This is a genomic window from Spiractinospora alimapuensis, assembly GCF_018437505.1.
Classification (GTDB): domain Bacteria; phylum Actinomycetota; class Actinomycetes; order Streptosporangiales; family Streptosporangiaceae; genus Spiractinospora; species Spiractinospora alimapuensis.
On the sequence record NZ_CP072467.1, the window covers coordinates 378,532 to 393,863 of the forward strand.

The 15,332-nt window shown below is 71.3% G+C and carries 14 protein-coding genes; 6 read left to right on the forward strand and 8 right to left on the reverse strand.

Translation table 11 applies throughout. The features are described 5' to 3' along the window. Positions 1 to 31: 31 nt before the first annotated feature. Positions 32 to 928 (reverse strand): homocysteine S-methyltransferase, encoded by an 897-nt coding sequence (gene mmuM / locus J4H86_RS01605; protein ID WP_236541409.1) that lies wholly within the window; start codon positions 926 to 928, stop codon positions 32 to 34. 150 nt (positions 929 to 1,078) lie between these two features. Here mmuM and J4H86_RS01610 point away from each other — a divergent pair, with 150 nt between their 5' ends. The 4 genes from J4H86_RS01610 to J4H86_RS01625 all read left to right on the forward strand — a co-directional run bounded on the left by J4H86_RS01610 (position 1,079) and on the right by J4H86_RS01625 (position 6,134). Next, positions 1,079 to 2,329, forward strand: coding sequence for a DUF1624 domain-containing protein (locus J4H86_RS01610; RefSeq protein ID WP_236541410.1), 1,251 nt, complete (start codon positions 1,079 to 1,081; stop codon positions 2,327 to 2,329). Positions 2,330 to 2,380: 51 nt separating this feature from the next. After that, positions 2,381 to 3,175 carry an exodeoxyribonuclease III gene (locus tag J4H86_RS01615; RefSeq protein WP_394356495.1) on the forward strand — a complete coding sequence of 265 codons (795 nt, stop codon included), beginning with the start codon at positions 2,381 to 2,383 and terminating at the stop codon, positions 3,173 to 3,175. Positions 3,176 to 3,375: 200 nt separating this feature from the next. Continuing rightward, on the forward strand, positions 3,376 to 4,128 hold the full coding sequence (locus J4H86_RS01620) for an alpha/beta fold hydrolase (RefSeq protein ID WP_236543866.1): 753 nt from the start codon (positions 3,376 to 3,378) through the stop codon (positions 4,126 to 4,128). 95 nt (positions 4,129 to 4,223) lie between these two features. Further along, a complete protein-coding gene (locus J4H86_RS01625; protein ID WP_236541412.1) occupies positions 4,224 to 6,134 on the forward strand; it encodes an ABC transporter ATP-binding protein in 1,911 nt (636 codons plus the stop codon). A 49-nt stretch (positions 6,135 to 6,183) separates the two neighbouring features. Here the strand turns inward: J4H86_RS01625 and J4H86_RS01630 are convergent, their stop codons facing one another. Further along, entirely contained in the window at positions 6,184 to 6,699 is a 516-nt protein-coding gene (locus J4H86_RS01630) for a MarR family winged helix-turn-helix transcriptional regulator (protein WP_236541413.1), read from the reverse strand. Positions 6,700 to 6,808: 109 nt separating this feature from the next. Between J4H86_RS01630 and J4H86_RS01635 the strand changes: the two genes are divergently transcribed. Both J4H86_RS01635 and J4H86_RS01640 read left to right on the forward strand, forming a co-directional pair. Next, a complete protein-coding gene (locus J4H86_RS01635) occupies positions 6,809 to 7,744 on the forward strand; it encodes an EamA family transporter (protein WP_236541414.1) in 936 nt (311 codons plus the stop codon). Positions 7,745 to 7,770: 26 nt separating this feature from the next. Then, complete coding sequence (locus J4H86_RS01640; protein WP_236541415.1) at positions 7,771 to 8,409, forward strand: NAD(P)-dependent oxidoreductase; 639 nt, start codon at positions 7,771 to 7,773, stop codon at positions 8,407 to 8,409. Here the strand turns inward: J4H86_RS01640 and J4H86_RS01645 are convergent. From J4H86_RS01645 to J4H86_RS01670, 6 genes are read right to left on the reverse strand one after another with little or no spacing between them, the layout of a single operon-like run. After that, on the reverse strand, positions 8,393 to 9,349 hold the full coding sequence (locus J4H86_RS01645) for an EamA family transporter (RefSeq protein WP_236541416.1): 957 nt from the start codon (positions 9,347 to 9,349) through the stop codon (positions 8,393 to 8,395). The two genes, J4H86_RS01640 and J4H86_RS01645, sit on opposite strands and share 17 nt — an antisense overlap. A 42-nt stretch (positions 9,350 to 9,391) precedes the next feature. Continuing rightward, positions 9,392 to 12,004 carry a protein kinase domain-containing protein gene (locus J4H86_RS01650; RefSeq protein WP_236541417.1) on the reverse strand — a complete coding sequence of 871 codons (2,613 nt, stop codon included), beginning with the start codon at positions 12,002 to 12,004 and terminating at the stop codon, positions 9,392 to 9,394. Between the two features lie 4 nt (positions 12,005 to 12,008). Then, entirely contained in the window at positions 12,009 to 12,602 is a 594-nt protein-coding gene (locus tag J4H86_RS01655) for an FHA domain-containing protein (RefSeq protein ID WP_236541418.1), read from the reverse strand. Beyond that, positions 12,569 to 13,252, reverse strand: a complete 684-nt coding sequence (locus tag J4H86_RS01660; protein ID WP_236541419.1) for a 4Fe-4S single cluster domain-containing protein — start codon at positions 13,250 to 13,252, stop codon at positions 12,569 to 12,571. Before J4H86_RS01660 ends, J4H86_RS01655 begins: the two co-directional genes overlap by 34 nt. After that, entirely contained in the window at positions 13,249 to 14,268 is a 1,020-nt protein-coding gene (locus tag J4H86_RS01665) for an AAA family ATPase (protein WP_330932531.1), read from the reverse strand. The genes J4H86_RS01660 and J4H86_RS01665 overlap by 4 nt, the downstream gene beginning before the upstream one ends. Further along, positions 14,187 to 15,077, reverse strand: coding sequence for a hypothetical protein (locus J4H86_RS01670; protein WP_236541420.1), 891 nt, complete (start codon positions 15,075 to 15,077; stop codon positions 14,187 to 14,189). The genes J4H86_RS01665 and J4H86_RS01670 overlap by 82 nt, the downstream gene beginning before the upstream one ends. Positions 15,078 to 15,332 lie beyond the last annotated feature (255 nt).

A 15,332-nucleotide genomic window follows, 5' to 3' on the forward strand; every position in this document is an offset into this window, starting at 1 on the left:
CTTGCTGGTGGTCACACTGTGTTGTCGGAGTTCACCGAGTGAGACGTTCCCGCAGGGCGCGGATGTGTTCGGGCGTCGTGCGGCAGCACCCGCCGATGTGGGTCGCGCCGAGCCGCCGCCACTCCCCTGCCGCCGCGGCGAACCGCTCCGGTTCGGCTGTCCCGTGCCAGGTTCGGGTTCGGGGGGCCCAGGTCTCGCCGGAGTTGGGGTAGACGACCACGGGTGTCGTGGGCAGCACACGGGTGATGTGTTTGACCAGGTTCGGGACGTGGTGTGGGTCGGTGCAGTTGACGCCGACCGCGCGCAGGGTGGGCTGGTCGGCGAATCGGGCGAACGCGGTGACGGCGGTCGCGATCGAAGTTCCGTCGTTGATGTGCGTGTCGTCGCGGCAGGAGAAGCTGATCCAGGTAGGACGTTCGGGAGTGGTGTCCATGAGGCGGGCGAGGGCGAGCGCCTCCGGATAGCTGGGGATGGTTTCGCAGGCGAGGAGGTCGGCCGGGGTGTCGGCCAGGATCTGCCACCGGTCGTGGTGCCAGCGGGTCAGTTCGTCGGTGTCGAGGCCGTAGTCGCCGGTGTACTCCGATCCGTCGGCGAGGGCCGCCCCGTAGGGGCCGATGCTGGCGGCGACGAGTCCGCTCCCGTGGTCGTCGCGGGCCTGGCGGGCGAGGTCGACGCTTAGACGCAGCAGGTGCTCGGGCGGGTCGGTCGTGTGGGTCCGAAGGTTGTGGGGGGTGGCCTGGTAGGAGGCGGTGATGGCGACGTGGGCTCCGGCGCGGAAGTAGTCACGGTGCGTGCGGCGGATGAGGTCGGGGTCGGTGGTGAGGAGGCGCGCGGACCAGAGTTCGTCGTTGAGGTCGGCGCCGAGTGTCTCGAGGTGGGTGGCGAGGCCGCCGTCGAGGATGGTGGTGTGCGGTGCGGTGGTGGCCATTCTTCGAGCGTAGGTGGGGTGTGGTGCCGGTTCGGCGATGGGGGGTGACGGGCGTGGGGTCTGCGGTGGGTGGCCGGATGCGGTCATTGATGGTGTTGGGCTTTCGTCGGGGTTGCGGCGGGACAAGTCTTTGGGGTTATGGGGAGTGGCGTGAGCGTGCGACAGAGTGTGGTCGGTTCGGTTGTGGAGGGTGCGTCGGCGGCGCGGGACGCGGATCGGTTGGTGGGGATCGATATCGCGCGGGGTGTGGCGATCCTAGGCATGTTCGTGGTGCATGTGGGCCTGGGGTGGACGTTGGCCTCTGGGGAGAACGCGCTGTACGGGGTGGTGGCGGGGCGCGCGGCGGCGTTGTTCGCCGTGTTGGCCGGAGTGTCGATGGCGTTGCTGTCCGGGGGGTCGCGGCCGAAGCGGGGGGACGCGGAGCGTGGGGTGGCGTTGTGGCGGATCGTGCTGCGCGGGTTGCTGATCCTGCCGGTGGGCGTTGGCTTGGCGCTGTTGGGCACCGGGGTGTCGGTGATCTTGGCCTACTACGCGGTGTTCTTCGTGTTGGCGGTGGTGTTCCTGGCGGAGCGGTGGCGCGTGGTGGCGTTGACCGCGGTGGTGCTGGGTGTGGTGGGGCCGGTGGTGTCGTTCTTCGTGCGGCGCGCGGTGGAGGGTGAGGGGCCCGCGGCGTCGGTTGTGGGGGTGGTGAACGGGTTCGACCCGCTGGAGCGTGTCTCTGGTGAGGGTGTGGTGGACCTGTTGTTGACGGGGGCGTATCCGGCGTTGACGTGGTTGCCGTTCGTGTTGGTGGGGTTGGCGTTGGGGCGGCTGGATCTGTGGTCGACGCGGGTGCGGTGGTGGCTGGTTGGTGTGGGCGTGGGGGTTGCCACGGTCGCGTACGCGGTGTCGTGGTTCGTGTTGCGTCAGGGGGCGGTGCTGGAGCGGCTGGCGGCGAGCGAGAATCCGGAGACGGGGGCGGAGTTCGGTGCCGCGGGGGTCGCTCAGGCCCTGTACGAGGGGTTCTCGGGGACGGTGCCGGTGTCGGAGTGGATGTGGTTGTTGGTGGCGGCTCCGCACAGTGGGACGCCGTTCGAGGTGTTCGGCGCGGGTGGGATCGCGGTGGCGCTGTTGGGTGTGTGTTTGTTGGTGGGGCCCTACCTGCGTGGGGTGGGGTATCCGTTGGCCGCGGTGGGGGCGTGTGCGTTGACGGTGTACGTGGGCCACATCGTGGTGATTTGGGTCACGGACAACGGGTGGTTGTCGGGGACGCCGTTGTGGTGGGCGCAGGCGGAGGTCGCCTGGACGGTGCTGCTGGGGTCGCTGGTGTTCGCGACGGTGTGGCGGTTGTTGGTGGGGCGTGGGCCGTTGGAGGGGCCGTTGTCGGTGGCGTCGTCGTGGGCGGCGCGACGTATTCCGTGACGGTCGCGGTTGGGTCGGGGGCGGGGTGGGCTCGTAGTCTCGTGAGCTGTGATTGTTTCGACGGTGAATGTGAACGGGCTGCGGGCGGCTGCGCGTAAGGGCCTGGTGGAGTGGTTGGCGGCGACCGAGGCCGAGGTGGTGTGTTTCCAGGAGACCCGGGCGGAGTTGGATCAGTTGCCGCCGGAGGTGGGTGCGCCGGAGGGGTGGCACGTGGAGTTGGCGCCGGCGGCGGATCGGGGTCGGGCCGGGGTGGCGGTGTACTCGCGGGGGAAGCCGGACGCGGTGCGGGTGGGGTTCGGTGTGGCGGAGTTCGCCGAGTCGGGCCGCTACCTGGAGGTCGACGTGGGGTCGGTGACGGTGGCGAGTCTGTATCTGCCGTCGGGTGAGGTGGGGACCGCGCGGCAGGAGGAGAAGGAGCGGTTCATGGCGGCGTTCCTTCCCTATCTCGTGGAGCGGCGGGATTGGGCCGCGTCGGGTGGTCGGGATTTCGTGGTGTGTGGGGATTGGAATATCGCGCACCGCGAGGCGGATTTGCGTAATTGGCGTAACAATCGGAAGAACGCTGGGTTTCTTCCGGAGGAACGTGCGTGGATGACGCGGGTTTTCGACGAGGTGGGTTTGGTGGACGTGGTGCGGTCGCTGTATCCGGAGCAGGAGGGGCCGTATTCGTGGTGGTCGTATCGGGGTCGGGCTTTCGACAACGACACCGGGTGGCGGATCGACTATCAGGTGGCGTCGTCGGGGCTGGCGGGGCGGGCTGAGGCGGCGTGGGTGGAGCGTGCGGCGAGTCATGCGGAGCGGTGGTCGGATCACGCGCCGGTGACGGTGCGGTATTCCGGGGTGTGATTGGGCCGCGTGGTGTGTGTCGTGGTGCGGCTTCATGGTCTTGCCGCTGAGTGTGGGGCTCCGGCGCGGCGTATTCGTGGGGAGCTCGGGATAGTTCGTTGGGTGGGGGCGGGTTAGGCCGTGGGACCGATTCCCGGGGCGGGCGGGTGGCGCGACAATAGTGGTGTCGCAATGGTCTGGGCCTGATGGGGGTAACGGTCATGGGGATGCCGGTCGTCTTTGTGCACGGGATGCGGGTTTCGGGGAGTATGTGGCGTCCCCAGGTGGAGGCGTTGCGGGCGCAGGGGCGGCGGGTGGTGGCCGTGGATCTGCCGGGTCATGGGGTGCGGCGGGGCGATCGGTTCACGGTGGAGGGTGCGACGGCGGCGGTCGCGGAGGCGGTGGATGGGGTCGGGGGCCGCGCGGTGGTGGTGGGTTTGTCGTTGGGTGGGTTCGTGGGGATCGCGACGGCGGCTCGGTATCCGGAGCGGGTGGCGGGGTTGGTGGCGGTGTCGTGTACCGCGCAGCCGGTGAACTTGTTGGCGCGGATGTACCGGTTTCCGGTGCAGGTGTTCGACCGGTTGCCGGGGCGGGGGGCGGTGGCGGTGAACGAGCGGCTGTTCAAGTTCATGGCCTCGGGTGAGGGTGCGGACGTGGCGTTGGAGGGCGGGTTCGCGGTTGAGGCGGCCCAGGACGTCATCGAGGAGGTGCGGGTGTTGGATGTCGTGGGGTTGTTGGCGGGGTACTCGGGGCCGGTGTGGTTGATCAACGGGGCGCGGGATCACTTCCGGATTCACGAGAAGCGGTTCTTGGCGGCGTGTGAGGACGGTCGGTTGTTGGTGGTGCCGAGGGCGGGGCACATGGTGAGTCTGGATCGGCCGGAGGAGTTCACGACGTTGGTGGCCGACGCGGTGGATGTGGTGTCGGCGCGTGGTGGTGGGGTGGAGTCGCGTCGGGTGTCTCCCCCCAGTTGACTTAAAGTTTGATTCAACTCCTATGTTTCTGGGGAGGGCGCGGCCACCCGCCCGGGTGACTCCCGGCGCCCCCGGTATCGACAGGGAGTTGGACCATGAGCATGGAGATCGCGGCGTGGAACACGCTGTACAACGGGATGCACGAGGATCAGGACCGGCGCCCCTTCTCCCCCGCCACACTGCGTCGTATCGCCGTGTTCGCCCGGCCACACGCCCGGATGATCAGCGTGTTCCTGGTGGTCAGCGTCCTGCTCGCGATACTCGCGGTGGCGACCCCGGTGCTGGCGGGCCGCGTCGTGGACGCCATCGTGGGCGGCGAGGCGGTCTCGGTCGTCGTGGTCCTCGCGGTGGTGATCGCGGCCATCGCGATCGGCGAGGCCGCGTTCGGTCTGCTGGAACGGTGGCTGTCCTCCCGGATCGGTGAGGACCTCATCCTGGACCTACGCACCACGGTCTATGATCACGTGCAGCGCATGCCCGTCGCATTCTTCACCCGAACCCGCACCGGGGCCCTGGTCAGCCGCCTCAACAACGACGTCATCGGCGCGCAGCGCGCGTTCTCCTCCGTGCTGTCGGGCGTCGTCGCCAACCTCGTCACGCTGCTTCTGACGGTGGCGGTGATGATCACGCTGTCGCCGGTGCTCACGCTTCTCGCCCTGGGGCTGCTCCCGCTGTTCCTGCTGCCCGCACGGCGGATGGGGCGCCGGCTGGCGCGGTTGGAGCGGGAGGCGGCCAACCACAACGCGGTCATGGGTAGCCAGATGACGGAACGATTCTCCGCGCCCGGCGCCACGTTGGTGAAGCTGTTCGGGCGTCCGGAGGTGGAGTCCGCGCGTTTCGCGGAGCGCGCCACTCGGGTGCGTGACATCGGGGTGCGCACGGCGATGGTGGAGACGGTGTTCATCACGGCGTTGACGCTGGTGTCGGCGTTGGCGCTGGCGTTGGTGTACGGGGTTGGGGGCGCGTTCGCCCTGTCCGGCGGGCTCGAGGCGGGGGCGGTGGTGTCGCTGGCGTTGTTGTTGACCCGGTTGTACGCGCCGCTGACGGCGTTGGCCAACGCCCGGGTGGAGATCATGGGGGCGTTGGTGAGTTTCCAGCGGGTGTTCGAGGTGGTGGACCTGCCGCCGCTGATCGAGGAGGCGCCGGACGCGCGGGAGGTTCCCGAGGGCCCGGTGTCGGTGGAGTTCGACGACGTCCACTTCGCCTACCCCGCGCCGGACCAGGTGTCGTTGGCGTCGTTGGAGGAGGTCGCGGTGTTGGACTCGCGGGGTGGTGAGGAGGTGCTGGGCGGGGTGTCGTTCAGCGTGCCCGCGGGGCAGACGGTGGCGTTGGTGGGCGCGTCGGGTGCGGGGAAGTCGACGGTGGCGTCGTTGGTGCCGCGGCTGTATGACGTGAGTTCGGGTGCGGTGCGTCTGGGGGGTGTGGACGTGCGGGGGTTGACGGGGGCGGCGATCCGGGAGTCGGTGGGGATGGTGACCCAGGATGGGCACTTGTTCCATGACTCGGTGCGGGAGAACTTGTTGGTCGCGGATCCGGCGGCGAGCGAGGAGGAGTTGTGGGACGCGTTGGGGCGTGCGCGGTTGGCGGAGTTGGTGGAGGCGTTGCCGCAGGGGTTGGACACGGTGGTCGGTGATCGGGGGTACCGGTTGTCGGGTGGTGAGCGGCAGCGGTTGACGATCGCGCGGTTGTTGTTGGCGGGGCAGCGGGTGGTGATCCTGGATGAGGCGACGGCGCACCTGGATTCGACGTCGGAGGCGCGGGTGCAGGAGGCGTTGGGTGAGGCGCTTCGGGGGCGGACGGCGGTGGTGATCGCGCATCGGTTGTCGACGGTGCGGGCGGCGGACCAGATTCTGGTGTTGGAGGCGGGAGAGATCGTGGAGCGTGGCACGCACGAGGAGTTGCTCGCGGTGGGGGGTCGTTACCGGGAGTTGTATGAGACGCAGTTCGCCGACTCGCCTTCTGCTGAGGGGGCGCGGGTCGGGGGTGCGGAGGTCACGGCCGGGTAGCCGGTTTGTTGGTGGGGTCCCTGGTCCGTGTGGTGGCGGGCCGGGGACCTCAGTCGTTGTCGGGGGCGTGGTCGCCGAGGTCGAGGAGGAGGGTGCGCAGGAGGTCGGCGAGTTGGTGTCGCTGGGTGGGGGTGAGTGCGGACAGCAGGCGCTGTTCGCGGTCGAGGTGGGCGACGAGGGCGGTGTCGATGAGTTGGTGGCCTTCGTCGGTGAGGCCGATGAGGACGCTGCGGCGGTTGTCGGGGTCGGTGTCGCGGTGGACGAGGTTCTTGGCGACGAGTCGGTCGATGCGGTTGGTGATGGCGCCGGAGGTGACCATGGTGGAGGCGACGAGGGCGCCGGCGGTGAGGCGGTGGGGTGGGTCGGCGCGGCGCAGGGTGGCGAGGATGTCGAACTCTCCCCTGTTGAGTCCGTGGGTGGCGAATCCGTCGCGGAGTTGGGTGTCGAGGAGTTGGGCGGCGCGTGAGATGCGTCCGATGACGCCCATGGGGGTGGGGTCGAGGTCGGGGCGTTGGGTGTGCCATTGGGTGAGGACGCGGTCGACCGCGTCGGTTGGTGAGCCCATGTCGGAGTTCCCCTCAACAGTGCTGTCTTAACGTTGAAGTGTTTGACACGAAGATAGCAGTCGACCTATTGTTTCAGCGTCAAACATTTCAATGTTGAGAGGTGTTCTTGTGTCCTCCCCCACCCTCGACCCGCGATCCCCCGCCCCACCCGCCGAACCCCGCCGTGGCCTGTGGGCCATCACCGCCCTCACCGCGCTCGCCCCCGTCGCCTGGGGGTCCACCTACCTGGTCACCACCGAGTGGCTGCCCCCCGACCGCCCCCTGTTCTCCGCCCTGGTACGCGCCCTGCCCGCGGGACTCCTGCTCCTCGCCTTCACCCGGGTCGCGCCCACCGGCCACTGGTGGTGGCGCGCCACCGTGCTGGGAACCCTGAACATGGGCGCGTTCTTCGCGCTGCTGTTCGTCGCCGCCTATCGACTGCCCGGGGGCGTCGCGGCCACCCTCTCCGCGGCCCAACCCCTCATGGTCGCCCTGCTCGCCCTCCCGCTCCTCGCCCAACGCCCCACCCCGTGGCGACTGGGCTGGGGTGTGGCCGGGGTGCTGGGCGTCGCGTTGATGGTGCTGCGCGGCACCGTCACCCTCGACCCGATCGGCGTCACCGCCGGACTCGCCGGGACCGCGGCCATGGCCACCGGCATCGTGCTCACCAAACGATGGGGACGCCCCGTCGGGGTCGCCGCGTTCACCGGATGGCAGCTCACCGCCGGCGGCCTCGTCATCGCCCCGTTCGCCCTCCTCATCGAGGGCGCTCCCCCACCCCTCGACCTCTCCGCCGTCGCCGGCTACACCTGGCTGGCCGGAGTCGGCACACTCCTGGCCTACGTGGCGTGGTTCCACGGCCTGTCCACCCTCCCCGTGCAGGCCGTCTCCTTCCTCCCACTCCTCTCCCCCGTCGTCGCCACCCTGCTCGGCTGGCTCGTCCTCACCGAAACCCTCACCCTCCCCCAGACCTTGGGCTTCCTGCTCGCCCTGGTGGCGATCGGCGCCGCCCAGTTCTCCCCCACCCTCACCCGCCCCACCCCAGGCACCCGAACCCCCGAGTAGCACCAGCCACGAAAGGAACGCCACCCATGCGCGTCACCATCATCGGATCCACCGGACACGTCGGCCACCACCTCACCACCGAGGCCGTGCGCCGGGGACACACCGTCACCTGCCTCATCCGTGACCCCCACCGCGCCACCGACCTGCCCGCCGAGGTCACCCGCGCCCACGGCGACGTCACCGACCCCCAGACACTCACCCGCCACGCCGCCGACAGCGACGCGGTGCTGGCCGCCATCCGCCCCCCACACGGCCAGGAAGGACGCCTCGTGGACATGACCCACCACCTCCTGGACGGGATGCGCGCCACGTCCACCCGTCTGATCAGCGTGGGCGGAGCCGCCACACTCCAGGTCGACGACACCGGACGGCTCGTGGTCGACGACCCCCGCTACCTCCACCCCGCCGCCACCGCCATCGCCCAGGCCTGCGTCGACCAACACGACGTCTACCGCAAGGAATCCGACGTCGACTGGACCTACGTCAGCCCGCCCCCCACCCTCACCCAGGGGCCCCGCACCGGCCGCTACCGTCTGGGCGCCGACACCCTCGTCCTGGACACCGCCGGCGACTCCGAGATCTCGGCCGCCGACCTCGCGGTGGCCATCCTGGACGAGGTCGACCAGCCACGGCACCGACGCCGGCGCTTCACCGCGGCGTACTGACCTCCCCCGGCGAACGCTCCGGCTCGGCGGCGACGGATGGCTGATCCACGGCGCGTTGGGCGACGAACGCGCCGGCGACCACGACCACCGCGCCCACCGCCTGCGCCGGAGTGAGCCGCTCGGCCAACATGACCCAGGCCAACACGATGGCCGTCACCACCTCCATGTAGGCCACCCCGCCGGCGACCTGGGGAGACAGCCGCCGCACCGCCGCCACCCCCGTCAGGTAGGCCACCGCCGTGGACACCAAGGCGATCCAGGCGACACACACCCAGGCCGGCACCGTCACGCCGCCCAGCGTCGCGGTGTCGGCCAGGATCGTCCACGAGATCGACCACGGCTGGGCGAGCGGCGTGAGCAGCAGGGTGCCAATGAGGGCGCCGAAGGAGATCACCGCCAGCGGGTGGACCTCGTCGCCCGCCGCGTCGGAGAGCAGAAAGTAGCCCATCTGGCAGCCGGCGGCGCCCAGGGCGAGCGCGATGCCCAGCGGGTCGAGCGTGAGCCCGGCGTGGACCTCCAGCAGTAGCGACAGCCCCGCGATGGCGAGGATCACGCCGATGGTGGCCGAGCGCGGGACGCGTTGGCGGCGCACGAAGCGGACCCAGGCCAGGACCAGGATGGGTCCGAGGAACTCGATCAGCAGCGCCACCCCCACCGGGATGCGGCTGATCGCGGCGAAGTAGAAGGCCTGTACCCCGGCCATCGGGAACACGCCGTAGGCCAGTAGGAGTGCCGGGTGGCTGCGCAGGGTGGAGCGGTGGGCGATGGCGAAGGGGGCCAGGACCAGCGCCGCCGCGGCGACGCGTAGCCACGTGACGTGCAGGGAGTCCATTCCCGCGTCGAGGAGGGGGCGGGCGAAGGGGCCGGAGCCACCGAAGGCGAGCGCGGAGACGAGCGCGAAGGCCAGTCCGGTCGCGCGGTGGCGGCGCACCTCACGCACGGCGGGACACAGGGGTGAGAAGAGGCACGAACAGGGAGCTTATCAACTGTGTGTGGTCAGGGCGGGCGGGCTGAGGCGGGTGCGGAGGTACAGGGCGGCGCCCACGGTGAGGCCGAGGCCGATCAGGAACAGCATCATCGTGTCCAGGCCGCTGACCGGGGTGACCTCCACCAGGCGTAGGGGGGTGAACCAGCCGGCGCTGAGGATCGTGACCGTCGCGAGCCCGCCCCACAGTGCGAGGCGTTGGCGGGTGGCCAGCCACCACGTTCCCGCTCCCGCCGCGAGGAACACGATCAGGTACACCACGGGTGGGGCGAGGAGGGCCAGGGTGGCGGGGTCGTCGTCGCCGAAGGTGGCCGCCGCGGCGGCCGAGGCGGTGAGCAGTCCGAGCCAGGTCATGGCGAGCAGTGGTGCGAGGCCCGCGCGGTGTTCGGGTTCGGGGCCGACGCGGGGGGCGTCCCAGTAGTTGACGTAGCGCTGCCGGTAGGCCAGGCGCATGCGGAACGCGACGAGTTTCGTGGACAGCAGGACCACGGCGGTCGAGATCAGGAGTTGGAGCCACCAGGGGAACACGCGCAGTGACTCCGGGAGGAGTCCCATGAACGTGGTGAGCCAGTCGGGTGTGGGCCACCAGGCGTGGGCTGAGTCGGGTGGGTCCAGGCCGGCGCCGCGGTAGAGCACGGCGAAGAGGACCGCGCTGGTCCAGCAGGCGGCGGTGAGGACCCGGGAGGGGGTTTCGGGGGTGCGCCAGGGCCACAGGGCGAGCGCGGCGGAGCCGGCGACGATGAGGGGGATGACGCTGGCCAGGACCGCGCCGGCGTTGGGGAAGGATCCCATTCCCGACCAGGTGGCGTTGACGAGGGCGAGGCCGGCGGCGAGGCCGGCGAGGGTGCGGTGCACGACGGAGCGGGCGTAGGCGCCGCCTTTTTGGCGGTCGGTGGTGGCGGCGCGTTCGGCGGTGGCGCGGTCGGCCAGGAGCAGGGTGGTGGCCATGCTGGCGCGGCCGGCGGCGGTGTCGTCGGTGTCGGTGGACAGGACCTGGCGTCGCCACCAGTGGGGGCCCATCAGGGCGCTGGCCCGGGACTGTTCCACCTGGGTGCGCAGGGTGTCGGGGGTGAGGATGGCGAGGGTGGCCAGCGCGTGGGCGGTGTGGGTGAGCGTGGTGGAGGGGCGTGGGTCGGGGGTGTCGGTGGTGATGTTCTCCGAGTTGGCCAGGGCGGTGGCGGCCAGTGAGGGGCCTTCGGCGGCGAGGCGCTGGATCAGGTCGCAGCGTGGCAACGCTTCGCAGGGGGCGTGGTCGCAGTGGTACAGGGCGACGCTGCGCAGTACCGCGGGGGTGGAGAGCAGGGCGTGGAGGTGGTCGGGGTCGGTGGTGGCGAGGTGGGCGAGGCCGTCGCTGTCGACGGGGCGGCCGCGGTGGGTGGGGGTGAGTTCGGGGGTGACGTGCGCGCCGAACGCCGTGACGGCGTGGGCGGCCCGTTCGGGGGTGAGATCGTCCAGGAGCGCGGGATCGAAGCCGATGTCGGGGTGGTGGGTGAGCAGGCGACGGAGTTGGGTGGCGCCACCCTCCTCGGTGAGCCAGCGGGCCGCGTCGCCGCCGTGGTCGAGCATGTGGGCGGCGATCTCGGCCGGGTCGTGGAGTTCGAGGCGGCCGAACGTGACCCCCGTGGCGCCGCGTGTGGGCGTGGCGGAGGCGGCGGGGGTGGGGTCGGCGACGCGAGGGGACGCTCCGTCCAGCCACGCGGTGACGTCCTCGCTTCCCCACCGGTCGTCGGGGTCGACGGTGAGCAGGCCGCGGACCAGCAGCCGCCACCGGTCGTCGTCGATGTCGGCGTCGGGGCGGGCGAGGATCTGGCCGCGCAGGATCTCCGCGTCGGCCTTCACCGCTCCGTCGGAGCGGCGGTAGCGGGGGTGACCGGTGGCGAGTTCGTAGGCGATCTCGCCCAAGCCCCACCACGGCCACGGGGTGGCGTTCTCCGACCAGGTGTGTTCGGGGGGCGCGTAGGCGAGGTTGAAGCGGGAGGCGCCGCCGTGGGCCTGGGAGGCGGTGAAGCGGTGGATGCCGCCGAAGTCGGCGATGACGAACTGGCCGGGGGCCTGGCCGTCGCCCGCGGGGCGGACGAGGATGTTTGCGGGTTTGAAGTCCAGGGGGTTGCGGTCGATGCGCCGCTGCCAGAACGTGATCATGCGGGTGAGTTCGGCGATGACCGCCTCACGGGTGTCGCCGGTGTCGGAGGGGGTGGCGTGGATGTCGGCGAGGAGGTCCTCCAGGGTGCGCGGGACGTACTCCATGGCGACCCAGTCGCGGGTTCCGGAGGTGGAGGCGAGGCGTCCGGAGGCCACGATGGCGGGGACGTGGCGGTGGAAGGTGGGGTTGTCGAGGTGGTCGAGGAGGTCTGCGTCCATGGGTTGGTTGTCCCAGTGGACCTTCAGCGCGAGCTCGGCCGGGCCGGCCCGCACCCGCCACACCGCTCCCTCGGTTCCGGTGCCCAACAGTTCCTGGGGTTCGTAGGTGGAGCGCAGCCGGTCGGGGAACAGTGACGCGGTGTCGTCGGTGGTGTCCAGGCGTTGGCGGCGGGTCTGGGCCGGGGTGCGGCGCGCCGGCGCCGGGGTGGGGGTGGGCTGTTGGCGGCGGGTGGGTGGGGTGTCGCTCACCGGGTCACAGCTCCTCGTCCAGGTCGACGAGTTCGACGTCGACGTCGTCGGCCAGGCGCAGCTCGTCGCCCGGGGCCACGGGGTGGGGGGCGTGGATGCGTCGTCCCGCGACGAAGGTCCCGTTGGTGGAGCCCAGGTCGGTGAGGGTGAGGGTGGAGCCGGACCAGGTCAGGCGGGCGTGGGCGCGGCTGACCTGGTCGAGGTCGGCCATGCCCGGTAGGTCGGCGAAACGGGTGGTGTCGCGGCCGATGTCCAGCCCGGCGGGTGGGATGGGGACGGTGGCGTCCAGGCAGGTGATCCGGAGCGCCCACGCCCCCACCACGGGTTCGGGGGTGGGGGCCGAGTCCGGGGCGTGGGTCGCCTCCCCCACCACCGCTGCCTCCGGCTGTGGTGGTGGCTCGGGGGCGGGAGGTGTGCTCGGCGCCGTGGGCCGCGGCGAGGGGGCGGGGGGCGTGGCGCGGCGCACACGCGATGCCGTGGTCACGCCGGCCGAGGCGACGAGCTCGATCCAGGGGTGGCGCACACAGTAGCCGGGGTAGGCGCTTCCCGGGCAGTCCTCCGGGCTCAACCGGCACTGGTATGCGGCGGCGGTCGCCATGACACTCCTTCCATTCCCACACCGCGGTCGCGCAGTGCGCGGGTGAACTGGGCGAGCTGTCCCCGACGGGGCACCCCGATCAGCCACAGGCCCCCGTCGTCGTCCGCGCCGACCTGCATCGGCGGCCGATCCGGGGCGTGGTCGACATGGGGACGATAGCGGTGTCGGCCCCGCGCGGTGAGGGGAATCAGCCGTTGGTTGGCCGAGCCCCGCCAAATCAGACGTGTGGGACGCCGCTGGTCATAGCGGCCGGTGATCACCGCGTCCACCCGGGCCAGACAACGCGCGACCGCCCGGTCGTTCTCCGCCAGGTCCGCCAACTCCCCCGGCTCGTAGCCGGTGTAGAGCAGGATGTCGGCCTCACCCCGGTCACCGAGGAGGTCAAGGGTGTCGGCGAGCGGCTCGGCCTGGGTCAACGGCTCGCCGCCGGAGATGGTGACGCCCCGGGCGCCCGCGGCCCGCGCGCGGTCCCAGGCGGCCCGCACGGTGCTCGGGTCGGTGGGGGTGCCGGCCTGGGGGTCCCAGGTGGAGCGGGACATGCATCCGGGGCAGGCCAGCGGGCAGCCCTGGGTCCACACCCCCATCCGGGTCCCCGGCCCCAGCGCGGTCACCGGGTAGTGCAGGTGCGCCAACCGCAGCCGGCCGTTCACCGCCGCTCCACCGCGATGTTCCACCCCACCGCGTCGGAGGTGATGGCGGTGACGGCCAGTCGCTGGCCCGGCGCCGGCGGGTCGGTGAACACGTGACGGGCCAGTGGGTTGGTCAACAGGGTTTCCACCGCCGTGCCCACGCCGCGGCCCCCGTGGTCCAACTGCTCCAACGCCGCGCGGCGCAGCGTGTCACGGGCGTCCGCGTCGACCTCCAGCCGGGCGCCGCAGGCCCGCCACACCCGCGCGGCCACGTTGGCGAGCATGCCCTCCAGGATCTCGGCCGCGACCTCGGCGGTGATGAAGTCCAGGGCGACGAAGCTGTCGCCGAACCGGTTCAACAGCTCCGGGCGGCCGATGGTGACGTCGAAGAAGTCCTCGAACGCGCGGCGCAGCGAGGCCCGCACCTCCTGAGGGGGGTCCTCCCGGGAGAGCCGCCCGCGCGGGCCCACGACGCCGAGGTTGGAGGTGAACACGAGCACGCACTCGGTGAAGTGCACCACCGAGCCGCGGCCGTCGGTGAGCCGCCCGTCCTCCAGGATCTGCAGGAACAGGTCGAACAGGTGCGGGTTCGCCTTGTCGATCTCGTCGAACAGCAACACGCTGATCGGGTTGGCGCGCACCGCGTTGGTGAGCTCTCCCCCGGCGTCGAACCCGACGTAGCCCGGCGGCGCGCCGATGAGGCGGTCGCGGGCGTGGTCGGAGGCGAACTCGCTCATGTCGAACCGGATCGGTTGGGCGTCGGTGCCCAGGATGAGTTCGGCGATACCTTTGGCGAGCTCCGTCTTGCCCACCCCGGTGGGGCCGGCCAGGAACAGGACGCCGCGCGGCCGGCTCGGGCTGGACGAGGAGTGCGCGCCGGTCAACCCCGTGGCCGAACGCATGAAGATGTCCATCGTCTTGCGTACCGCGGTGGACTGGCCGCGTACCCGCCGGTTCAGGTGTGCCTCACCGTCGTTGATCCGGGCCAGCACCTCCGGGTCCCGCCACGGGTTGTCGGTGACGCCCACCCGGTACATCCGCGCCGCGTCGTCCACCCGCGACAACGCCACCCCCTGGTCGGCGGCGAGTTGGCCAACCGCCGCGACCTGCAGTGCCTGCATCCCGTGGGTGGCGGCCGCCAGGCGCGCCGCGGCGTCGGCGCGTTCGGTCTCGCTGGGCGTCGCGTTCGTGCGGGCGGTGACGATTCGCACGGCGCGTTCGGCGGCGCGGCGCGCACGTCGGGGCTGGGTGGGGGCACGGTGATGACGCGCAGCCGTGGATTGGACACCGCGAAGCTCGCTGGGAGGTCCTCCACCCGGTCCGCGACCCACAGCACCGTGTTGTAGGGCTGTTCGCGGCCGTGGGCGATGGGGACGCGGGCGCGGACGGCGAGGGCCTCGGCGGCGGTGAAGAACAGTCGGGCCGGTTCGGGTTGGGTGTCGGCGGGTGTGGTGAGTCCGCCGGCGTGTTCGATGAGCAGCGCGGTGGGGGGTTGGGTGAGGTTGTCGGTGAGCGCGGTCAGCGTGTCGGTGAGGCGGGGGAAGTCCACCCCGGGGGTGTTGCCGCGTTTCTTGGCCGTCAGGGCGGCGGGTGGTGTGACGTCGTCGCGCAGCGGGGTGAGGGTGAGGGAGTCGGTGACGATGTCGTGCACCGCCAGCGCGGCGTAGTCACGCTCGGCCAACAGGCCCCGCACCACGCCGGGAAGGCGGTGGATGGCCAGCGGCGCCCCACCCTCGGCGGTCGGGGCGTCGGGGACGTGGGGGGCGGGGAGGTAGTACTCGTCGCGGACGTTGCCCACCAGCAGGATCTGGGGATAGATGGGCAACGCCATCGCTAGTTCGCGCACCCACGCCGGTGGCGCCGGCAGCGGTGTGCCATCACCCACCGCTGTGCCTCTCCAGTCGTCGAAACCCCTCTTGGTCGCGGATTGTTGCACGGGCCCGCATCGCTGTCCATCGACGTGGGGCGGCCACCCGCGGCCGGGTGGTGGAGGCGGCCCGCCGCGCGTGCCCCACGCGCACGGGTGTGACCAGCGTGGCTGGTGTGACGGCGGTGGCGTGCGTGATGTTGATCTGGTGACGAAGCACACCCCGCCCACCCT

Coding starts and splice junctions, on each gene's coding strand:
- J4H86_RS01630 (WP_236541413.1), bottom strand. CDS start 6,699: ATGGGCTCACCAACCGACGCGGTCGACCGCGTCCTCACCCAATGGCAC.
- J4H86_RS01640 (WP_236541415.1), top strand. CDS start 7,771: ATGCGCGTCACCATCATCGGATCCACCGGACACGTCGGCCACCACCTC.
- J4H86_RS01655 (WP_236541418.1), bottom strand. CDS start 12,602: ATGGCGACCGCCGCCGCATACCAGTGCCGGTTGAGCCCGGAGGACTGC.
- mmuM (WP_236541409.1), bottom strand. CDS start 928: ATGGCCACCACCGCACCGCACACCACCATCCTCGACGGCGGCCTCGCC.
- J4H86_RS01665 (WP_330932531.1), bottom strand. CDS start 14,268: ATGTACCGGGTGGGCGTCACCGACAACCCGTGGCGGGACCCGGAGGTG.
- J4H86_RS01625 (WP_236541412.1), top strand. CDS start 4,224: ATGAGCATGGAGATCGCGGCGTGGAACACGCTGTACAACGGGATGCAC.
- J4H86_RS01620 (WP_236543866.1), top strand. CDS start 3,376: ATGGGGATGCCGGTCGTCTTTGTGCACGGGATGCGGGTTTCGGGGAGT.